Source organism: Amycolatopsis alba DSM 44262 (assembly GCF_000384215.1).
Classification (GTDB): Bacteria; Actinomycetota; Actinomycetes; order Mycobacteriales; family Pseudonocardiaceae; genus Amycolatopsis; species Amycolatopsis alba.
In genome coordinates this window covers 8,140,233-8,159,121 of record NZ_KB913032.1, presented here as the reverse complement: position 1 = coordinate 8,159,121, position 18,889 = coordinate 8,140,233, and the positions used below count along the sequence as shown (strand labels likewise).

18 protein-coding genes are annotated in these 18,889 nt (G+C 68.8%); 12 read left to right on the top strand and 6 right to left on the bottom strand.

The window, feature by feature from the left end:
• Positions 1-31: 31 nt before the first annotated feature.
• From AMYAL_RS0137950 to AMYAL_RS0137940, 3 genes are read left to right on the top strand one after another with little or no spacing between them, the layout of a single operon-like run.
• A complete protein-coding gene (locus AMYAL_RS0137950; RefSeq protein ID WP_020636527.1) occupies positions 32-835 on the top strand; it encodes an adenylate/guanylate cyclase domain-containing protein in 804 nt (267 codons plus the stop codon).
• Positions 836-892: 57 nt separating this feature from the next.
• A complete protein-coding gene (zapE, locus tag AMYAL_RS0137945) occupies positions 893-1,747 on the top strand; it encodes a cell division protein ZapE (RefSeq protein ID WP_020636526.1) in 855 nt (284 codons plus the stop codon).
• Positions 1,734-2,324: a TetR/AcrR family transcriptional regulator gene (locus AMYAL_RS0137940; RefSeq protein WP_020636525.1), complete on the top strand. Its 591-nt coding sequence runs from the start codon at positions 1,734-1,736 to the stop codon at positions 2,322-2,324. The genes zapE and AMYAL_RS0137940 overlap by 14 nt, the downstream gene beginning before the upstream one ends.
• Here the strand turns inward: AMYAL_RS0137940 and AMYAL_RS0137935 are convergent.
• Together AMYAL_RS0137935 and AMYAL_RS0137930 are read right to left on the bottom strand one after the other, a co-directional pair.
• Entirely contained in the window at positions 2,321-3,709 is a 1,389-nt protein-coding gene (locus AMYAL_RS0137935; protein ID WP_026467774.1) for a Gfo/Idh/MocA family protein, read from the bottom strand. The two genes, AMYAL_RS0137940 and AMYAL_RS0137935, sit on opposite strands and share 4 nt — an antisense overlap.
• A 174-nt stretch (positions 3,710-3,883) precedes the next feature.
• Positions 3,884-4,579: a nitroreductase family protein gene (locus tag AMYAL_RS0137930; RefSeq protein ID WP_020636523.1), complete on the bottom strand. Its 696-nt coding sequence runs from the start codon at positions 4,577-4,579 to the stop codon at positions 3,884-3,886.
• Positions 4,580-4,890: 311 nt separating this feature from the next.
• Between AMYAL_RS0137930 and AMYAL_RS0137925 the strand changes: the two genes are divergently transcribed.
• On the top strand, positions 4,891-5,610 hold the full coding sequence (locus AMYAL_RS0137925; protein ID WP_020636522.1) for a S1 family peptidase: 720 nt from the start codon (positions 4,891-4,893) through the stop codon (positions 5,608-5,610).
• An 88-nt stretch (positions 5,611-5,698) separates the two neighbouring features.
• Here AMYAL_RS0137925 and AMYAL_RS0137920 read toward each other — a convergent pair whose 3' ends face one another.
• The 3 genes from AMYAL_RS0137920 to AMYAL_RS0137910 form a co-directional block, all read right to left on the bottom strand.
• Positions 5,699-6,463, bottom strand: coding sequence for a dioxygenase family protein (locus AMYAL_RS0137920; protein WP_020636521.1), 765 nt, complete (start codon positions 6,461-6,463; stop codon positions 5,699-5,701).
• 304 nt (positions 6,464-6,767) lie between these two features.
• Positions 6,768-7,442 (bottom strand): response regulator, encoded by a 675-nt coding sequence (locus AMYAL_RS0137915; protein WP_020636520.1) that lies wholly within the window; start codon positions 7,440-7,442, stop codon positions 6,768-6,770.
• On the bottom strand, positions 7,442-8,638 hold the full coding sequence (locus AMYAL_RS0137910; protein WP_026467773.1) for a sensor histidine kinase: 1,197 nt from the start codon (positions 8,636-8,638) through the stop codon (positions 7,442-7,444). Before AMYAL_RS0137910 ends, AMYAL_RS0137915 begins: the two co-directional genes overlap by 1 nt.
• Before the next feature lie 79 nt (positions 8,639-8,717).
• On the opposite strand from AMYAL_RS0137910, the gene AMYAL_RS0137905 reads away from it, so the two are divergent.
• Complete coding sequence (locus AMYAL_RS0137905) at positions 8,718-9,632, top strand: ABC transporter ATP-binding protein (RefSeq protein ID WP_039796052.1); 915 nt, start codon at positions 8,718-8,720, stop codon at positions 9,630-9,632.
• Positions 9,629-10,420 carry an ABC transporter permease gene (locus AMYAL_RS0137900; RefSeq protein WP_020636517.1) on the top strand — a complete coding sequence of 264 codons (792 nt, stop codon included), beginning with the start codon at positions 9,629-9,631 and terminating at the stop codon, positions 10,418-10,420. The genes AMYAL_RS0137905 and AMYAL_RS0137900 overlap by 4 nt, the downstream gene beginning before the upstream one ends.
• Here AMYAL_RS0137900 and AMYAL_RS0137895 read toward each other — a convergent pair.
• Positions 10,401-10,940 (bottom strand): CGNR zinc finger domain-containing protein, encoded by a 540-nt coding sequence (locus tag AMYAL_RS0137895; protein ID WP_026467772.1) that lies wholly within the window; start codon positions 10,938-10,940, stop codon positions 10,401-10,403. The genes AMYAL_RS0137900 and AMYAL_RS0137895 overlap by 20 nt on opposite strands.
• A gap of 64 nt (positions 10,941-11,004) precedes the next feature.
• On the opposite strand from AMYAL_RS0137895, the gene AMYAL_RS0137890 reads away from it, so the two are divergent.
• The 6 genes from AMYAL_RS0137890 to AMYAL_RS0137865 all read left to right on the top strand — a co-directional run bounded on the left by AMYAL_RS0137890 (position 11,005) and on the right by AMYAL_RS0137865 (position 18,858).
• Positions 11,005-11,643: a haloacid dehalogenase type II gene (locus AMYAL_RS0137890; protein WP_020636515.1), complete on the top strand. Its 639-nt coding sequence runs from the start codon at positions 11,005-11,007 to the stop codon at positions 11,641-11,643.
• Between the two features lie 72 nt (positions 11,644-11,715).
• The gene (locus tag AMYAL_RS0137885; protein WP_051137601.1) at positions 11,716-12,213 is read left to right on the top strand and encodes a hypothetical protein; all 498 of its coding nucleotides are present in this window, start codon (positions 11,716-11,718) and stop codon (positions 12,211-12,213) included.
• Positions 12,213-13,592 carry a hypothetical protein gene (locus AMYAL_RS0137880; RefSeq protein WP_020636513.1) on the top strand — a complete coding sequence of 460 codons (1,380 nt, stop codon included), beginning with the start codon at positions 12,213-12,215 and terminating at the stop codon, positions 13,590-13,592. The genes AMYAL_RS0137885 and AMYAL_RS0137880 overlap by 1 nt, the downstream gene beginning before the upstream one ends.
• Entirely contained in the window at positions 13,589-14,959 is a 1,371-nt protein-coding gene (locus AMYAL_RS0137875) for a VWA domain-containing protein (RefSeq protein WP_020636512.1), read from the top strand. The genes AMYAL_RS0137880 and AMYAL_RS0137875 overlap by 4 nt, the downstream gene beginning before the upstream one ends.
• 21 nt (positions 14,960-14,980) lie before the next feature.
• Positions 14,981-16,093, top strand: a complete 1,113-nt coding sequence (locus tag AMYAL_RS0137870) for an ATP-binding protein (protein ID WP_020636511.1) — start codon at positions 14,981-14,983, stop codon at positions 16,091-16,093.
• On the top strand, positions 16,090-18,858 hold the full coding sequence (locus AMYAL_RS0137865; protein WP_020636510.1) for a DUF5682 family protein: 2,769 nt from the start codon (positions 16,090-16,092) through the stop codon (positions 18,856-18,858). The genes AMYAL_RS0137870 and AMYAL_RS0137865 overlap by 4 nt, the downstream gene beginning before the upstream one ends.
• Positions 18,859-18,889: the final 31 nt, after the last annotated feature.

Below are 18,889 nucleotides of genomic sequence, written 5' to 3'. Positions count from 1 at the left end.
TGCTCCGGTCGGATGGCGAACGGCTAAGGTCGTGATCGTGACCGAACGACCAGAGCCGTGGCACCTCCGGACCCGCAGGTTCCTGCGCGCGACGGACCAGCGTGGCGAACTGGTGCGCGGCGCGCGGTTCCTCCGCGGGCTCGTCCCCGGAAACGGCGCGCCCGGTGATCCGCTCGCGCCGTCGACCGGCCGTTCGTCCGACAGGCTCGCCCGGCTGCTCACCGAGGCGGGGGCCGCCCGGCCCAGCGCCACCCGTGAGCTGGGGCTGGCCGCGGTCCTGGCCTGGCAGGCCGTCCGGCGGACCGGCGACCGGCCGCCTGCCGCGAACGGCATCACGGTGCTGTTCACCGACCTCGTCGGCTTCTCGACCTGGGCGCTGCAGGCCGGCGACGAGCGTGTCCTCGATCTGCTTCGCGCCGTTTCCGACGTCACCGAGTCCGTCGTCACCGGACATCGGGGGAGTGTCGTGAAAGGTCTCGGTGACGGCGTGATGGCCGTGTTCGCCGACCCCGGCGAAGCGGTGAACGCCGCCTACGAGATCTGCTCGGCCGTGAGCGTGATCAAGGCCGAGGGCTACCTTCCGCACCTGCGCGCGGGGCTTCATCGGGGGAATCCGCAGCGGGTCGGCGACGACTACCTCGGCGTCGACGTGAACATCGCGGCCAGGATCATGGCCGCCGCGGACGGCGACGAGGTGCTGGCCAGCGCCAGTGTCGTCGAGGAACTCGACCAGGACGCCTTCACCGTGCGCCCGCGCCGGAATTTCCGGGCCAAGGGGACGCCGAGGGATCTCCGGGTGTTCCGGGTCGTTCCCCGCTACACGGCCGACGGCTGACTGTCCTCTGGATCACCTTCGCTTGCCCGGCCCTCTATGTCCATAGAGGCTGCCTCTATGGACATAGAGCTGGACCCCGGCCAGGCCGCCGTCGCGGCCCGGCTGGACGAGGTGACGCGCCGCCGTCGTGGCGTCTATCTGTGGGGTCCCGTCGGACGGGGCAAGACGATGCTGCTTGACTCCTTTCACTCCGCCGCGCCCGTCCGTAAGAGCAGGTGGCATCTGCATCACCTCCTCGCGCACCTCCAGTCCGCCGCGCACGAACTGGGCGGGATCGACCGGGCCGTCGCCGAGGTGCTCGACCGGCGCGCGCTGTTGTGCGTCGACGAGTTCCACCTGCACGACATCGGCGATGCCAAGCTCCTGGAACGACTCCTGAACGCGGTGTTCGCCCGCAAGATCATGCTGGTCGCGACGTCGAACTACCCGCCGGAGGGACTGCTGCCGGATCCGCTCTTCCACGACAAGATCGAGGCCGTCGTGACGGCTCTCCGGGCGCGGGTCGACGTGGTGCGCCTCGACGGCGAGATCGACTACCGCCGTCCGGGGAGCAGGCCGGGCCGGTTCGTCGTCGGCGGGCCGGTGGAGACGGCGGCGGGCGTGACGTTCGGTTTCGACCGGCTCTGCGCGACCACGGAGCTGTCCACCCGTGACTATCTCGAGCTGGCCGCGCGCCACCGCCGGTGGACCATCACCGGCGTACCGCCGCTGCGGACGGCGGGCGCCGACGCCACGATGCGGTTCCGGGTCCTGATCGACATCCTCGTCGACGCGGGCGTGGACCTGACCGTCTGCGCGCGGGCGCCGGTCGGCGAGCTCTTCCGTGATCCGCCGGAAGTCCCGGATCTGGACCGGATCCGGAGCAGGCTCACCGCGCTGTCCGAGGGGAAGGTCCACTGTGGAGCGAAGTGACCGGCGAGGCCTCATCGCCGAAGCCGCGACGGAAATCCTCGCCGCACAGGGAATCCGCGGCCTGACGCACAGCGCCGTCGACGTCCGGCTGGACCTTCCGCGCGGTTCGACGTCGTACTACTTCCGCACGCGCCAGGCGTTGCTGGAAGCGGTGGTCCGGCGCATCGCGGACACGTCGGCGCACCGCTTCCAGCTGACCGGCCTGGCGCTCGCGGCCGTCGCGGGCCACACCGCCGCGGCGAACGCGATGGCGGCCTGGCTCGACGATCTCCTGGTCGGCCGCCGCCATCACGTCACAGCCCGCTACGCGCTGACGATCGAACTCGCCGGCTTCCCCGAACTCCACGCGCTCCTCGCGCGAGCCTTGTTCTCCCGTGAGCACGCGACGCGGTTGTGCGAAGCCCTCGGCGCGTCCGATCCCGGCGCCGCGAGCGCGGACCTCGTCAGCCTGATCGAAGGCCTGCTGTTCGACCGGTTCGCCGGCGCGCGCTCGCTCGACGGCGTCGAAGCGGGCACGCCGGCCAGTGTCGGACAGTTCGCCAGGCCGCTGGAGGCCTACCTGCGGGGGATGTCCTAGCCGGGCATGTCCGATGGCTGCGAGTCCAGCCCTGCCCGAGGCTTCGACCAGCCGCCGCGGGTGAAGTCCGGCATCGGGACCGGTTTCCCGCCGCGGGCCAGCGAGACCACGCTCAGGGGCACGGGGGAGCACCAGGCCGCGGAGTCGTAGACGTCGATGTCCGGCACCAGCCCGGAGCGCATCTGCTGCACGATCCGCCACTGCAGCACGTAGTCCATGCCGCCGTGGCCACCGAGGTTCGGGTCGTCCTTGAGCTTCTTCCACAGCCAGTGATCGTGGCGCTCGCGGTACGGTTTGAAGTCCTTCCACGCGTGCCCGCTGTGGTCGGGCTCCAGGTAGATCCGCTCGGGGTAGTCCTCCACGATGCCGCGGCTGCCCGCGAGGCTGTTGATGCGGCTGTAGGGGCGCGGCGAGCTGACGTCGTGTTCGGCGCGGATGATCCGGCCCTGCTCGGTCTCGATCAGGCAGGTCACCAGGTCGCCGTTGATGTAGGTCTCTTTCCACGACGGGTGGCCCGGCGGCATGTGCCGCTTCCGGTAGTCGGCCAGCCCCTTCGGCTCGGTCGCCGTGGCGCGCAGCGTGGCGAACCGGTCGCCGCGGTTGACGTCCATGCAGGCGGCGATCGGGGCGAGACCGTGCATCGGGTAGAAGCTCGCGGTGCTGCGGGTGTGCCACTTCCGGCGCCACGCGTCGGTGTAGTACGTGTCGGAGAACAGCAGTTCGCGCAGGTCGTGCAGGTAGCCGCCGTGCCCGTTGGTGACCTCGCCGAAGACGCCTTCGTGCGCCATCTTCAGGATCGCCAGTTCGTTGCGGCCGTAGCTGCAGTTCTCGGCGAGGAACAGGTGCTTGCGGGTCTGCTCGCTGGTGTTGACCAGGTCCCACAGCTGGTCGAGCTCGGTCGCGATCGGCAGTTCGACGCCGACGTGCTTGCCGGACAGCAGCGCGGCCTTGCCCTGCGGGTAGTGGAACTCCCACGGGGTGGCGATGTAGACGAGGTCGATGTCGTCGCGGGCGAGCATCTTCCGGTAGGCGTCGGCGGATCCGCCGTACTCGGCCGGGCGCGGACGCCCGTCGGCGGCGAGTTTGTCCGCCGCGGCCTTCGCTCGCTCGGCCCGGATGTCGCAGACCGCGACGACCGCGGCGCCCGGTACGGCGCTCCACCCGCCGATCATGGACATACCGCGGTTGCCGAGACCGATCATCCCGATCCGGACGTTCTGGTGCCGTTCGAACGGCACCCCGATCATGCTGCGCTGACCAGGGCGGCGGGGCGCGCTTTCGGCCTCTTCCGCGGCGGAGGCCGTCGTCGGGATCGCGGCGAGCGCCCCGGCGGCGAGCGCGCCGCCGAACAGGGTCCGCCGGGAGACAGAGGGCAGGTCGGCCATGAAGAACACTCCTTCGTGTCGCCTTCGGTGCCCAGACTGTGTCCAATCGCCGCCGGATATGTCAAGAGATGCGTCAAAGTGAGCAGTAAACTGCACTAATGTGCAGTTTGACTGCTTGTTGATCCGTGGTTCGCGCAACCTGGGTGCGCGTACACACCCAGGTCGCGCGTGGGGTCAGCGGCGGATCAGGACCTGGTCGATCGACTTGCGCACCAGATTCGGCACCACACAGTCGTCCGCCGGGTAGCCGACCGGGATGACGGCGAACGCCTTCTCGTTCTGCGGCCGTTCGAGCAGTTCGCCGAGGAACCGCATCGGCGACGGCGTATGCGTCAACGCGGCCAGCCCGGACAGATGCAACGCCGTGAGCAGCATGCCGACCGCGATCCCCACCGACTCGTCGACGTAGTAGTGCTTGTGCTTGGTGCCGTCCTCGTCGAGGAAGTAGCGTTGCTGGAAGACCACGATGAGGTACGGGGCGTCGGTGAGGTGGGTCTTGACGGCGTCGGTGCCCAGCGGGCGCAGGGCGGACAGCCACTCTTCGCCGAGCCTGCCATCGTAGGAGACGCGTTCCTCCTCTTCGGCGGCCTCCCGGATCCGCCGTTTGGTCTCGGCGTCCTGGATGAGCGCGAAGGTCCACGGCTGCTGATGCGCGCCGCTCGGCGCCGTCGACGCCACCGCGATGGCGTCCACCAGCACCTGCTCGGGTACCGGGTCGGTCGAGAACATCCGCACGGTGCGGCGGGTGTCCATGCGGCGGCGCAGATCGGCGGCGGTGGCCAGCGATTCTTCCTCGGACACGCGGGCCGGGCGGTAGGGCACCGGCTCGAAGGGATCGCCGTAGGTCGGGGTCCACTGTGCTGTGGTCATGGCCCGATTCTGGCGTGCTCGGGGCCCCGACGGGAACCCCTCGGGCATCGGCGAGTTCGGGTTATGTCCCTAGGGTTATGCCGCCATCCGTCCCCAATGGACGGAGGCCGATCGGGTCATCTGCCTTCGGCCGACACCGACGGCATGACCCGGATACCCGGAGCAAACACCTAACGGTGGCCGAAACGGAAAGATAGGTACCTTCCACACGACTTTCGGCGGTGTCCGATTTCCCTTGCCGCGTCCCAGAATCAGCCCATCCTTCCCTCGGTACGCGGCAGTGTTCTCCGCCGCAGAAATGAGTCGGAACCATGCGACTGCGCTCATTCGCCCTGATCGCCGGTACCGCTTTCGCAGCGATGCTCGGCGTGACCGCCCCCGTGGCGTCGGCCACGGAACCGGCCTCCGATGTCCAGCCGATGATCATCGGCGGCCAGAACGCGTCGAGCGGCCCCTGGGCCGCCAGGCTCTTCGCCAATGGCCGCCAGACGTGTACCTCGACGATCATCGCGCCGCAGTACATCCTGACCGCGAAGCACTGTGTCGCCGGCGGTGGCACGTTCACCTTCCGGATCGGCAGCCTCGACCAGCAGTCCGGCGGCACCATGGCCACCGGCTCGACCGTCACCCGGCACGCGACCGCGGACCTCGCGATCGTGAAGCTCACCACCTCGGTCAGCGCCACCTACTCGCCGCTGGGCACCACCGCCAGTGTCTCGAACGGGCAGACCGTGCAGGTCTACGGCTGGGGCGCCACCAGCCAGTGCGGCTCGGAGATCAACTGCCAGTCGCGCTACCTGAAGGTCGCGAACGTCCGGGTCACGTCGGTTTCGTGCCGTGACTACAACGGCGGCGTCGCGGTGTGCGCGAGCCGCGGTGACGGCATCACCGCCGGCGGGGACTCGGGTGGCCCGATGTTCGCTTCCGGCAGCCAGGTCGGCGTCGCGTCGACGAGTGACCGGCAGACGACCACGGCGTACACGAACATCACGCGGTACCGGCCCTGGATCCAGCAGGTGGCAGGCGTCTGATCTTCTGGTTCGTGAGTGTTCGTGAGTGAGGCCCTTCCCCGCGTTTGCCGGGAAGGGCCTCACCTCGGTGTTCAGTCCTGAATCGCGTCTAGTCGGGACGGCCGACCTGGGTGTTCGACAGATCGAGACCGATCGCGAAGTCCGCCGTGTAGCCGGTTCCGGCCTGGGTCGGCCGCAGCAGCATTTGGGATCCGCCGCTGCGGTAGATCGAGTCCCGGCTGTTGGTCGTGTCGGCCGGGCCTTTCCGCCGATACGGGTCGGTCCGCAGATAAGCCGCGCCGAACTCGGGCGTGAAGTAAAGCTGCGAGGTGAACTCGTACGGACGTCCGTTGGTCCCTACGGTACGTATTTTGATGTGGATATGCAGCGTGCGACCCGTATACCAGCCCGGAAGAATGGTGGTGAACCGGGCCGATCCCGCTTGGTCGGTGTTCTGGTATCCGCGCAGGAATCGACGGCCGGAACTTCCCTGGGACGGAATGTCGGAGTACAACCCGTACGCGTCGCACTGCCAGATGTCGACCATGGCTTTCGGCAGTGGTGTGCACTGCTGCTGGCGAATCTGCTGGACGGTGAAATTGATTGCCAGCGCGGTGCCGGGAACCAGTTGCCCCGTGGCGGGCTCGCTGCGGATGTCGGAGCGGTTGAGCCGCTCGTCGACGAAATACGGGCCTTCCATCTGTTCTGGCTTGACTACGCAGTCCAGTGCGCAGACCTCGGGTGTGCCTGCCGTGGTGGTGGCGCTCGCCGTGGCGGACCCGGCGGCACTGAGCGTCACGCCGGCGGCGCCGAGCAGAATCAGCGCCTGCCGCCTGCCGAGTACCCGGCCTACCGGTTCGTCATCGTCATGCATGAGTTTCCTTTTCGCCAAATGATGGGAGAGGGGAACTGAGCGCAACAAGAGTTTTGCCTGAGGGGTGTCGCGCGCATCCGATTGTCCGCCATGACTCGTTCGTTGTCGAGACAATTCACTCTCGCGCATCATACTTCGAAGCGAGGCGCACCGTTTATGGGCCAAATTCTCGAACCGCTGCTACGGCATTCGACCCGAAGTTACTTTTCTCGCTGATTTCGCTGCATTTTTCGGCGATCCGGTGGTATTTCTGCACGCCACTGGACGACTTGTGCTTACCCGATATCGCCGCTTTTGCCCGCATTCAGGGATCGGGTGTCCCGGAGACGGAAGCCAGGCCGGTCTCATAGGCGATGATCACCAGCTGGGCCCGATCGCGCGCCCGCAGTTTCGACAGCAGCCGCCCGATGTACGTCTTCACCGTCGTCGGGCTCAGATGAAGCTCTTTCGCGATTTCGGAGTTCGCGAGCCCGGCGGCGATCAGCCGCAGCACGTCCACTTCACGGTTCGTGACCCCGTCCAGGCTCCTGGCCGGTGTCCGCCGCGGTGGGGGCTGCCGCGTGAACTCCGCGATGAGCCGCCGGGTCACGGTCGGCGCCAGGAGCGCCTCACCCGAAGCGATCACCCGGATGGCGGAGAGCAGCTCGGCGGGCCGGATGTCTTTGAGGACGAAACCGCTCGCGCCGGCTCGCAGCGCGGAGTACACGTACGAATCGTCGTCGAAGGTGGTGAGGATGAGGACGCGCGGCACGTCCGCGCCGCCGCAGATCAGGCGCGTCGCCTCGATACCGTCCATGTTCGGCATCCGGACGTCCATCAGGATGACGTCCGGCTCGAGTTCCCTGGCCGACCGCACGGCATCGGTCCCGGTTCCGGCCTCACCGACCACTTCGAGATCCGGGGCGCTGTCGACGAGCATCCGGAACGTGCCGCGGAGCAGGGCTTGATCGTCCACGATGAGCACGGTGATCCGGGACATCATCGCGTTCCGAAGACAGGCAGGGAGACCGCGACCCGGAAGCCGCCTTCCGCGGCCGGGCCCGCCGAGAAACTCCCTTGATAGAGGGCTACCCGTTCCCGCATGCCGATCAAGCCATGTCCTTTCGCGGCCGTCGCAAGAGCCCGGCGGCCGGGGCCGTCGTCGGTGATCACCACGCGCACGTCATCGCCATGGTGTCCGACGTGCACGTGGCACGTGGCGGGCGCGGCGTGTTTGACCACATTGGTCACGCCCTCTTGGATGATCCGGAAGATCGTGAGTTCAAGGCCCTCCGGCAGATCCTTCACCCGGATGTCCATCGTGGTCCGGACGCCTGCCAGCGCCGCGGTGTCGACGAGATCCGGCAGCCCGGCGAGCCCAGGGGGCGGGGCCAGATCGGAATCGAGGTCCGTACTCGAGCGGAGGACTTCGAGGATCCTCCGCATTTCGCCCAGGGCCGTCCTGGTGGTGCTTTCGATGACCCGCAACGCTTTCCCTGCCTCATCCGGGCGTTCCTCGCTGAGATGGGCGGCGACCGAGGCCTTGACCACGGTGAAGGCCATGCTGTGCGCGACGACGTCGTGGAGCTCCCGCGCGATCCGCAGGCGCTGGTCGATCAGCGCTTGAGCGGCCCGTTCCTCCGCGTCGCGGCGCAGCCAGGCTCGCCGCTGGCGCAGGCCCGCGCCGATCGCCCACGAAGTGCCCATCACCAGCCATACGACGGAGACGGTGGCGACCGTGTTGCCCCGGACCGGTTCGGCGACCACGATCGCGATCCCAGGGCCGACGAGGGCCGCGGCGAGGCCGGCTGCCGAGTACTTGAGGGGCTCGGCCAGCCCGACCAGGTACAACGCGCAGGCGGCGGCCAGATACGGCTCCAGCACCATATGGGTGAGGGTGGCCGCGATCAGGCCGAGCACGACAAGGGTCAGCACGGCCAGCGGACGGCGGCGGCGGACCGCCAGCGGTAACCCGACGGCGGCGGCGATCACCCAGCCGAGCCAGGCGGGCCCCGTGAATCCGGCCTGGGTGGCGGTGCTCTCGACGGACGAGAAGTGGACGTAGACGGCGGTCACGATGATCGCGACCGCCGCGTCGAGCAGGCGAAGCGGCCAAGGTGTCCGACGGACCGAGTCGATCACCGCGCCGACGTTACCGGGTGGGCCGGTGCGGGCGAGTCCTACCGTGGCCGTCATACCCGCGCAGTACGTGAACGGCCGAAGAGATCCCGCCGGTCCGATGTGCGCGCCTCGCCGAGTGGCGATCGTTGACGGCGTGATCGAAGTGAACGAGTTGTGCAAGAGCTACGGCCGGACGACGGCGCTGGACAGCCTGTCGTTCGTCGTGAAGCCCGGACAGGTGACCGGCTTCCTCGGGCCGAACGGCGCGGGAAAGTCCACGACCATGCGGATCGTGCTCGGCCTCGACCGGCAGGCTTCCGGGATCGCGGAGGTCGGCGGACGTCGTTACGCGTCCGTGTCCCGGCCGCTGCGCGAGGTCGGCGCGCTGCTGGACGCGGGGAGCGCGCATCCGGGGCGATCGGCGTTCAGCCATTTGCACTGCCTCGCGCGCAGCAACGGGATCGGCCGCGGCAGGGTTTCCGAGGTGATCGAACAGGTCGGGATCGCCGGAGTGGCGAACAAACGGGTCGGCGGGTTCTCGCTCGGGATGCGCCAGCGCCTGGGCATCGCCGCGGCCCTTCTCGGCGATCCGGCGACGTTCCTGTTCGACGAACCGGTGAACGGGCTTGATCCCGAAGGCATCCGGTGGATCCGGGAGCTGATGCGTTCGCTGGCCGCCCAGGGGCGGACGGTTCTCGTCTCGAGCCACCTCATGAGCGAGATGGCCTTGACGGCCGACCATGTCCTGATCATCGGGCGCGGCAAGCTCATCATGGAATCCTCGATGGACGCTCTGGCCCGCCGGTTCGCCCGCGACGTGTTCGTCCGTTCGCCGAGAGCGCGGGATCTCGCGGACCTGTTGTCGAAAGCGGGAGCGAAGGCGACGCTGCTGCCAGGGGACGCGCTCGAGGTCAGCGGGATCGATGCCCCGAAGATCGCCGGCCTCGCGGCCGGGCACCGCCTCCCTGTCCACGAACTCACTCCCCGCAGTGCTTCGCTCGAGGACGCGTACCTGCAGATGACCCGTGAGAGCGCCGAATACCTCGCCCCGAAGGCGGATGTTCGATGAGTGCCGACGTGCCGGTCATCCTGAAGGACGCGATCGCCGCGGAATTCCTCAAGCTGCGGACGGTCCGCGCCACCTATCTGGTGCTGGCGGGCGCGTTGTGCGCCGTCGCGCTCGGCTCGCTGGTCGTCCTGGTGGTGTCCGGTTCTTACGACGTCGCGTCCGAGGCCGACAAGAGCAGCTTCGAACCGGCGGATCCGACCGTGGTGGTGATGCCGTTCGTCGCGTTCTTCGTCGGCTGCCTCGGTGGTTTGGCGGTGACGACCGAGTACGGCACTCGGAGCGTCATCGGCAGCCTGATCGCCGTTCCCCGCCGCGGCGTTCTCGTCGCGGCGAAAGCGATCGTGGTGACGGCGGTGACTCTCGTCGTGGGGGTGGCGCTCGCGTTCCTGTCGTTCTTCGTCGCCAACGCGATCCTCGGTGACCGGCCGAGGCCCTTCAATCCTTGGACTTCGGTGGGTGACGCGATTCCGTCCGTCGTGGCGACCGGCGTCGCGGTCGTCGTCGCCGCCCTCATCGCAATGGGTCTCGGTCTGCTGCTGCGCTCGACGAGCGCCACGCTGGTCACCCTCGGCGCCGTCCTGCTGGTGATCCCGATCTTCGCGCACTTTCTCCCGTCGCCGCTCGGAGAACGCGTCGCGTCGTTCATGCCGTCGAATCTGCCGCCGCAGCTCACCGGGACAAACGACACGTACGTGCTTTCGCCCGCCGGGGCGGCGCTGGTGATGACGTCGTACATCGTGCTATCGCTGACCGCCGGGGTGATCGGCTTCAAGCGTCGCGACGCTTGAGGCGTGACCGGTGGTTGGCGACGTTGACGCGGTTTCCGCAGAGTCCCGGCATGCAGTAACGACGCCGTCCGGGGCGCGTGGTGTCGATGAACGCGCCCCGGCAAGCGGGCGCGCCACAGGCGCGGAACCGTTCCGTGCCGAGAGTCTGGACCACACCGAGAATCCCGACGCCGCAAATCAGGGACAGTACTTCCGGGGCCGTCGCGCCCGGTCGCGGCGAAACGGCCCATCGCGCGCTGTCCGCGAGGAGGGTGATGTGACCGGAGGTCGAGGTGAGCGCGGAGGCGCCGGCGATGAGGTGCGCCCGGTCCGCGTGATCGATCAGCTCCCGCACCGTGACGCGCAGCCGGTGGACGGCCCGCAGCTCACCGGGGCGGGCGGAGGTGGGTATCGAGTGAAGGCCGGCGAAGGCGGCGAGGTCGGGTAAGTGCTCTTCGCCGTGCCAGACCTCCGGAGCGGTGTTGACCAGGTCGGTAGCGATGCCTGCCGCCCAGACGTAATCGTCCAACGCTACTTGCATCCCTTACCGACCTCTCGTACGTTCACGGTTAACCGCTACTTTAACCCTTACCGGGAGGTTCTCCGTGGAGATCGAGGCCTTGGTGTTCGACATACTCGGCACGCTCGTCGACGAACCGGCCGGGCTGCGCGCGGCCATCCGGCGAGCCGCGCCGGACGCCGACGCGGACGTGCTGGTCGAGCAGTGGCTGGGCCACCTCGAAACCGAACAGCGCCGCATCGTCGAGGGGGAGCGGCCGTACGTCGCGAGTGACGTTCTCGACCGCGAGGCAGCTCAAACAGACGAGCTGGCGGCAGCGGGTCGCAGGATGCCGCCTTGGCCCGACACCGTCGACGGGCTCTCCCGGCTCGCCGAGCACTATCCGCTGATCGGGCTCTCCAACGCCAGTCGCACGACCCTGCTCCGGATGAACGCCCACGCGGGCCTCCGCTGGCACCAGGCGCTCTCCGCCGAAGAAGCGCAGTCCTACAAGCCCGACCCCGCCGTTTACGAACTGGCCGTCAAGGTGTCCGGCGCGCCGCCGGAGCGGCTGCTGATGGTCGCGGCCCACGCGTGGGATCTGAGGGGAGCGCAGGGCGTCGGCCTGCGCACCGCCTACGTCGCCAGGCCCGTCGGAGACCCTCCGTCAGCGACGGATCGGTTCGACTTCCACGCCGACGACCTCGCGGATCTGGCCGCTCAGCTCGACCGAACGCGGGTCTGATCGAAAACTGTCGGTGCCTCTCGCTAGGTTCATCCCAGTCCCCACCGAGGCACCCCGCAAGGAGAAGATGCGTTGTCAGACTGGGAAAGAGCGAGCACGGCCAGGGTGTTGCCACCTGCCCGCCCGCGCAAGCTCGCGAAGGTCCCGTTCGTCGAACTGGCCGACGGACGGGTGCAGGGCGTGGTGTCCAGCGGATCGGACATCGGGCGTGTGTACGTCTCGTCGGTCGCGGCGAGCACGTACGAATTCGCCTGCAGTACCAACAACAACCGGCCCTGTGGCGGGGCGCGGGGCATGTTCTGCAACCACATCCTCGCTCTGCTCAACGAATCCACGCTTCAGTACGGCGCCGGACGCGTCGCGCGGTACTTGCGAGTGGAGGTCGAGGAGCCGACCGCGCAGGCCATTTCGCAGACCATGAGCGCGACAAGGCCGTCGCAGGGCGACAACACCGCCGCCGCGTCCGTGTTCAGCCAGTTCTTGCGGCATCTGGCATACCTGGAATTCGCGGCGTCGACGGCGCCGGTGCCGGAACTGCACTGGTTCCCGCCGACCAAGGCGGTGGTGTGATGCGCACCGATCTGCTCACCGACCCCATCGCCGGTCTCGACGAGGCGTTGGCGGCAGCCGACGCCTTCGACGACGTGCTTGTCGCCGGGCTGCTTCGCCCGCAGAAGATCGCCGGGCTGACCGAACTGGCCGACGCGGTGGCGGGGTCGCCGCTGGCGGCACGGGTCGCCGAGGCGGCTGAGAAGACCGCGGCCGGAGCGGCGGGGGAGGAGCACTTCGTTTCCCTTGCCGCGGCGAGGATCGCGGTGTTCGGCTCAGTGCACGACGCCGTCCTCGCGCGCATCGCCGAGGCGACCGGCCGGCCACTGGGTGAGGAAGCCGTCAGGCAGCCTTCCGAGGCGGAGTCGCCGAATCTGCCGGCCGCCGCTCGGTCCTGGCTGTCGGATCTGGCCCGTGCCGGCTGGCAGGGCATCGACCACGACCTGATTTCCGCGTCCGCGCCGGTGATCTCCGCGCTGCTCGCCGAACCGGGAATGCGACGGTTGGCGGTCCTTCTCGACGGGTTCGCGGCCGAACTCGCGGCGTCCTGTCCTGGTGCGGCTATGGAGCGCGTACCCGTCCGGCGCTGGGGTGACCTGTGGTCGCGCGGGATGCTGCTGACCCTGCCCGGTGTGGCCGCGGCTCCCGCGATCGGCACCGTCACCGGTCGCCTGCTGCCGCTCGGTGTCGATCTGCTGGAACACGCGACGGCCGCGCAGGCCCAGGTCCACGCGGTGGTCGAACCCGAAGACGGCACCACGCCGCGTCTGGTGCGGGCGAGCGTGACGGTGCCGAAGCCGGACACGATCATCGGAGCCGGCATCTGGCAGTTGCTCCGCCCGCATCTTTCCCTGCTCACGGCGGTCAGCGAAGGACGCTCGATGAATCTCGCCGACATGCCGGTCACGGCCGAGGGCGATCTCCTCTGGCAGGACGAACATGCCCGCCTCGGCGAGCCCGCTGACGCCTTCGCCACCGCGCGTGTCGCCCTGGCGACGGCCACCGCACCGGCGGTCGCCCCCTTGGACCGGCATCCGGTGCGCGTCGCCGTCCCCGTCTTCCTCGAGGGCTACGGCATCGAAGGCGACGAAGACGCGCTCACCTTCACTTTCGCCGGGAGCCACCTCGCCGTCGAGACCGATCGCATTCCCGCCGCCGGTCCTTTGACCTCGAAGGCGGTCGCGGGTTCCAGCGCGTGCATCGGCCTGCTCCGGTGGGACGGCGGGTTCCGGCTCCAGCCGCTCGCCGTGGAGACCACCGTGCGCAAGAAGACCACGGCCGTGCACGCCGGAGCCTGGGCCGGTGGCACGACGGACAAGGCCGGGGTGAAAGCCGAGAAGGCGGCCACCGACGCCGCGGCCGTGCTGCGCGAACGCGCCGGAAGGCTGTTGCGGAAATGACCGACTCCGAGGACAACCGCCGCCAGGTCCTGTACTGGCGCCTGCTCGCCCGGCTCTTCGACGCCGACGAGCAAGCCTCGCTCGAGTCGGCGAGCGTGGCCGTGGTCGAGGACATCGGCCTGCCGTCCGCGTTGCTGGACCCGAACGTCGCCGTCGACTCGGTCGTCCAGCGGCATCCGGAGCTCGCCGCCGAGTTCGACGGGCTGATGGTTCCCGAAGCCGGGGACAGCCGGGACAAGGCCGCCGAGGTACGGCGTGCGGCGCTGGTGTCGAAGGTGCTGCTCAACGTCTTCGCCCCGGCGCCTCATACGGTGACAGCCGGGCGGCTGTCCTGCTGGCAGGCCGACGCGGGCTGGCTGGAGCGCGCGCTGGGATGCCGTCCGGGCGAACTGCGCGGCGGTCGCCCCGGCGGTGCCCCGACCGGGCAAGGCGGCACCGGAGGGGGCAGGGCTCCCGACCTGAGCACGCTGCTCCCGGCGATCGGACCGGACCTCAACACCATCGAGGCGGACCTGGTCAAGCGGATGCATCTGCGCGAGGTGCTCGCCGATCCCGCGCTCGCGGCGAAGCTGAGCCCGAGTATGTCCCTCATCGAACAGTTGTTGCGGGACAAGGACAACCTGTCGGGAGTGGCGCTGGCCAACGCGAAGTCGCTGATCCGCCGCTACGTCGACGAGATCGCGGAAGTCCTGCGCACCCAGGTCGAGAAGGCCTCGACGGGCAAGGTGGACCGCTCGGTCCCGCCCAAGCGCGTGTTCCGCAACCTCGACCTCGATCGCACCATCTGGAAGAACCTCACCAACTGGAGCCCCGAAGAGGAACGGCTCTACGTCGATCGCCTCTACTACAAGCAGACGGCGAAGAAGACCACGCCACAGCGGCTCATCGCGGTCGTCGACCAGTCCGGTTCCATGGTCGACTCGATGGTCAACTGCGCCGTGCTGGCCTCGATCTTCGCCGGACTGCCCAAAGTGGACGTTCACCTGATCGCCTACGACACCCAGGCGCTCGACCTCACCCCGTGGGTGCACGATCCGTTCGAAACCCTGCTGCGCACCAATCTCGGCGGCGGCAACGACGGCATGGTCGCGATGGGACTGACCCAGCCGAAGATCGCCGAACCCGCCAACACCGTGGTGGTGTGGATCTCCGACTTCTACGAGACCCGCGTGGAGCAGCTCTTCGAGAGCATGGCCGCGATCCACCGGTCCGGGGCGAAGTTCATCCCGGTCGGCTCGGTCACCAGCGCCGGCCGCGGCAGCGTCAACCCGTGGTTCCGCGAGCGCTTCAAGGATCTCGGCACACCGGTGATCTCCGGTCACATCACCAAGCTCGTCCACGAACTCAAGACTTTCCTCACCTCCTGAATCTTCCCCGAAAGGCAAGACATGTCCGACCTGCTGCGCGCCCCCGCCGAGATCAAGTACGCCGAAGAGCTGGACTGGCTGGAGTCGGTCGACGACAGCCCCAAGCCGTTCGCCTGGCGCCTGTCCCCGAAAATGCTGCGCCTGTTCGTGCTCGGTTCCGAACGTGCCGACGGCCTCGACCGCGAGATCTCGCAGAAGTGGTTCGGCGACCGGAGCATCGTCGAGCGGGCGATCGTCACCCTCGCTTCCGACCGCGGGCTGCTGCTGATCGGTGACCCCGGCACCGGCAAGAGCTGGCTCGCCGAACTGCTGGCCGCGGCGATCTCCCGGAACTCCACCCTCGTCGTGCAGGGCACCGCCGGCACCACCGAGGACCACATCAAGTACTCGTGGAACGTCTCCATGGTCATCGCGAAAGGCCAGTCCCGCGAGTCCATGATCCCGTCGCCGATCATGACCGCGATGGAGGCGGGTTCGATCGGCCGGTTCGAGGAGCTGACCCGGTCCACCAGCGATGTCCAGGACGCGCTGATCTCGATCCTGTCGGAGAAGTACATCTCGGTGCCGGAACTGGACAGCGACGGCATCGTCTTCGCGAAGCCCGGCTTCTCCGTGATCGCCACCGCCAACAGCCGCGACCGCGGCGTCAACGATCTGTCCTCCGCGCTCAAACGCCGCTTCAACTTCGTCCGGATCCCGGTGGTGACGAACAAGAAGAGCGAGGCGGAGATCGTCCGCTTCCGCACCGAGGAACTCCTGCGCCGCCATCAGATCGAGCTGGACGTGCCGCCGACCCTGCTCGACGTGCTGCTGCGCAGCTTCGGCGACCTGCGGGCCGCGGCCGCGTCGGCGGGCAGCGACGACGAGAAGCTGGAGTCGGCGCTGTCCACCGCCGAACAGATCGGCGTGCTCGAAGACGCGGTGCTGCACAGCAACTTCTTCGGCGAGCGCGCGTTGACCGCCCGCGCGCTCGCGTCCTCGTTGGTCGGCTCGCTCGCCCGCCGGGAGCCGGAGGACCTGGCGATCCTCAACAAGTACCTGCACGGCGTCGTCGAACCGCGCAGCAAGGACGAGGGCGGGGACTGGCCGGAGTTCCTCGACGGCGGCCGCGACGCGATCGCCACCCTCTCGTGAGCGGCGCCTTCGAGGCGTTACGCGGCCAGTTGCAGGAGGCCGCGGCCGCCTTCGCCGACGGGCCCGGTGCTTTGGAGGGCATCCTGCTCGGACTGGTCGACGACGTCGACCGCGCCGTGCGGGAACCTTTGGAGATCTTCCCGGTCTGCCATCATTCCCCGGCTTCGGCCGTGGCGATGGCCCGGCGGCTGCGGGAGAAACAGCCGAAGGTGGTCTTCCTCGAACTGTGCGAGGACATGGCACCGCTGCTGACCGAGCTGCGCAACTGCCGTCTTCCCGTGGCGGTGCAGGCTTTCGCGACGGACGTGAAGGGATTCCCCGCCGAGTGGGCGCCGCTGTCGGTGGTCGCGCCGATCACCGAGGCTTCGGCGGAGTACCAGGCGATCGCGTACGCCCTCGACACCCCTGGTGTCGAGCTCGTCCTCGTCGACCGGTCGGCGGATCACGTCTTCCAATGGGACGAGCGGGAGCCGTCGCCCGACCCGGACGCGCCGCCCGCCGAGGAGGAGGCCGCGCTGCACGGCGACGCGGTCGGTGTCGAGATCGGTGATCTGCGGCCGCGGTTCGCCGAGCTGGAGGAGCACCTGCTGCGGCACGGACGGGTACGGCACTGGTCGGAGTGGTGGCACCAGTACGTCGAACTGCCGCTCGGCGACAGCGACCACGACACCTATCGCCAGGTCATGTTCCTGATCGGCAGCCTGTTCCGCCGTCTCGCGCCCGGTGACACCCGCCGCGTGCGGGTGGACGAAGACCGCGAGCGCTACATGTGGACCCGGATGCGCGAGCACCTCGCGGCTTCGGGTGCCGATCCCGCGGACTGTCTCTACATCTGCGGTGCGTTCCACGCGGCCAGCCGGGTCGCGGAGTTCGGCGTCGAGGGTACGGACGGGTTCGTGATCAGCCCGCGCAGCGCGAGCACCTGGCAGTACGGGCTGATCCCGTCGAGCCACGCGTCGATCGAGGCGCAGTTCGGCCTCGCCGGGGGATCGGTGTCGATCGCGGCGACCGAGTGGGCGAAGAACCTCAAGCGGACCAAGGTCAAGCAGTTCCAGCTGGACGGGCAGATAGGCGGGCCGAAACGGAAGAAAGCCGCGGCGCTTCCCGCGCCCTCGGCGGATCCGGTGGCAGCGGATCCATCGGATCAGCTTTCCGGCTTCCTGCGACGACCTCCGGTCCTCGACAGGCTGGACGAGGACGAGTTGCTCGGCTGGTCGGTCGAGATCGTGCGGGCGGCGCGCCGCAACGGCTACCTGTCCTCGACGGCCGACGCCATCGCGGTGTTCGAGACTTCGATCCTGCTGGCGGGCCTGCGGGACAGGGCGAAGCCGACGCCGTACGACTTCCAGGACGCGGCGGTCACCTGCATCGAGAAGGACGTCGTGCCCGGAAGGCGCGACATCCGCCGCCTCGTCGAGATCATGATGGGCGGCGACCGGATCGGGCAGGTCGGCTACGACGCGTTGCCGCCGCTGGCGCGAGATGTGCACGACAGGCTCGAACCGCTGAACCTCAAGCTGCAGCAACGAGGTGTGCAGCGGGCGTTGCTCGACATCGCGTCGCGGCCGGAGCTGGAGCCGTGCTCCGACCTGCTGTGGATGCTGCGGTACCTGATGCCGCACGGCGCGGCGCGGCCGATCATGGGGGAGCGACGGCTCGGCGAACGGCCGATCCAGGAGTCATGGGACCTGGCACTGGGCACGCATCAGCGAGCCCTGATCGAGCTGGGTTACGAGGGCGTCAGCATCGAACAGGTGCTGGAGCAGCGGCTACGGCGCGCGGCCTACCACCCGCAGGCCACCGCGGCGAAGGTGCTCGGAACCGTCGAAGACGCGACGCTCTACTTGCGCAGCGCCCGGCTGGCGGGAGAACTGGGCACACGTGCCCTCGAGGTGCTGTCCACCGAACGCACCGTCGACGGCGCTCCGGAAGTGCTGCGGCGAGTACGGAGGCTGCTGGCGCACTACCGGACCACCGAGCCGGTACTGCCGAAGTGGATCGAGGATTTCGTCAGGACGGGGTACGCGCACTACTGCACCCTGCTCCCGGCGGCCTTCGCCGACGAGGAGGCCGGTGTCGAGCAGGTCGCCGCGATGCTGGGCTTCCTGTTCAGCATGGAGGCACTGGCACTGTCACTGGGCTGCGACCGGACCCAGCTGGAGCTGGCGATCGCCGGTTCGCATCCGCAGGAAGCGTCGAAGGTGGCGCTGCTGTGGGCGGCACAGGTCCAGCTCGGTCACCTTTCGCGCGCGGAGCTGCGTGAGCGGTGCGCCGGGCTCCTGGCCAACCCGATGGTGCTGCCCGCGTATCCGCGTTACCTCAGCGGGTTCGTCCACGCGTTGGAACCGGCGCCGGGGCTGGCCGACTTCGTCGTCGAGGCGGTGTCGAACGCCTTCGCCGAGCTCCCGGACAGGTTGCTGCTGCCGTGGTTGCCGACGTTGATCACCACGCTCCGGTCACGGGGCGCGGAGCTGGTGCCACTGCTCGTGCGCGAGGCCGGGCGGATCTTCCCCGGCAGGCTCGCGGCGCTCGACGAATGGGTCCCGCCCTGGAAAGACCAGCCGGAATCCCTCGCGGTGACGAGGAAGACCGGAGGGAGCGGCGGTCTCGCGTTGCTGGCGGCACATCCGGCGACCTGCGATGCCGTGGCCGGGTTGCTGGGCTGTGACGAACCCTGGGGGAGCACCGCGCCCGCCGGTTCGGCACTGCTGGAGCGGTATCCGGCCACCGCCGCCGCACTGGAGGAGGTGCTCACCGGGGTGTGAACCGAGGGGCGGTCGCCGGGCACCCGGCGAC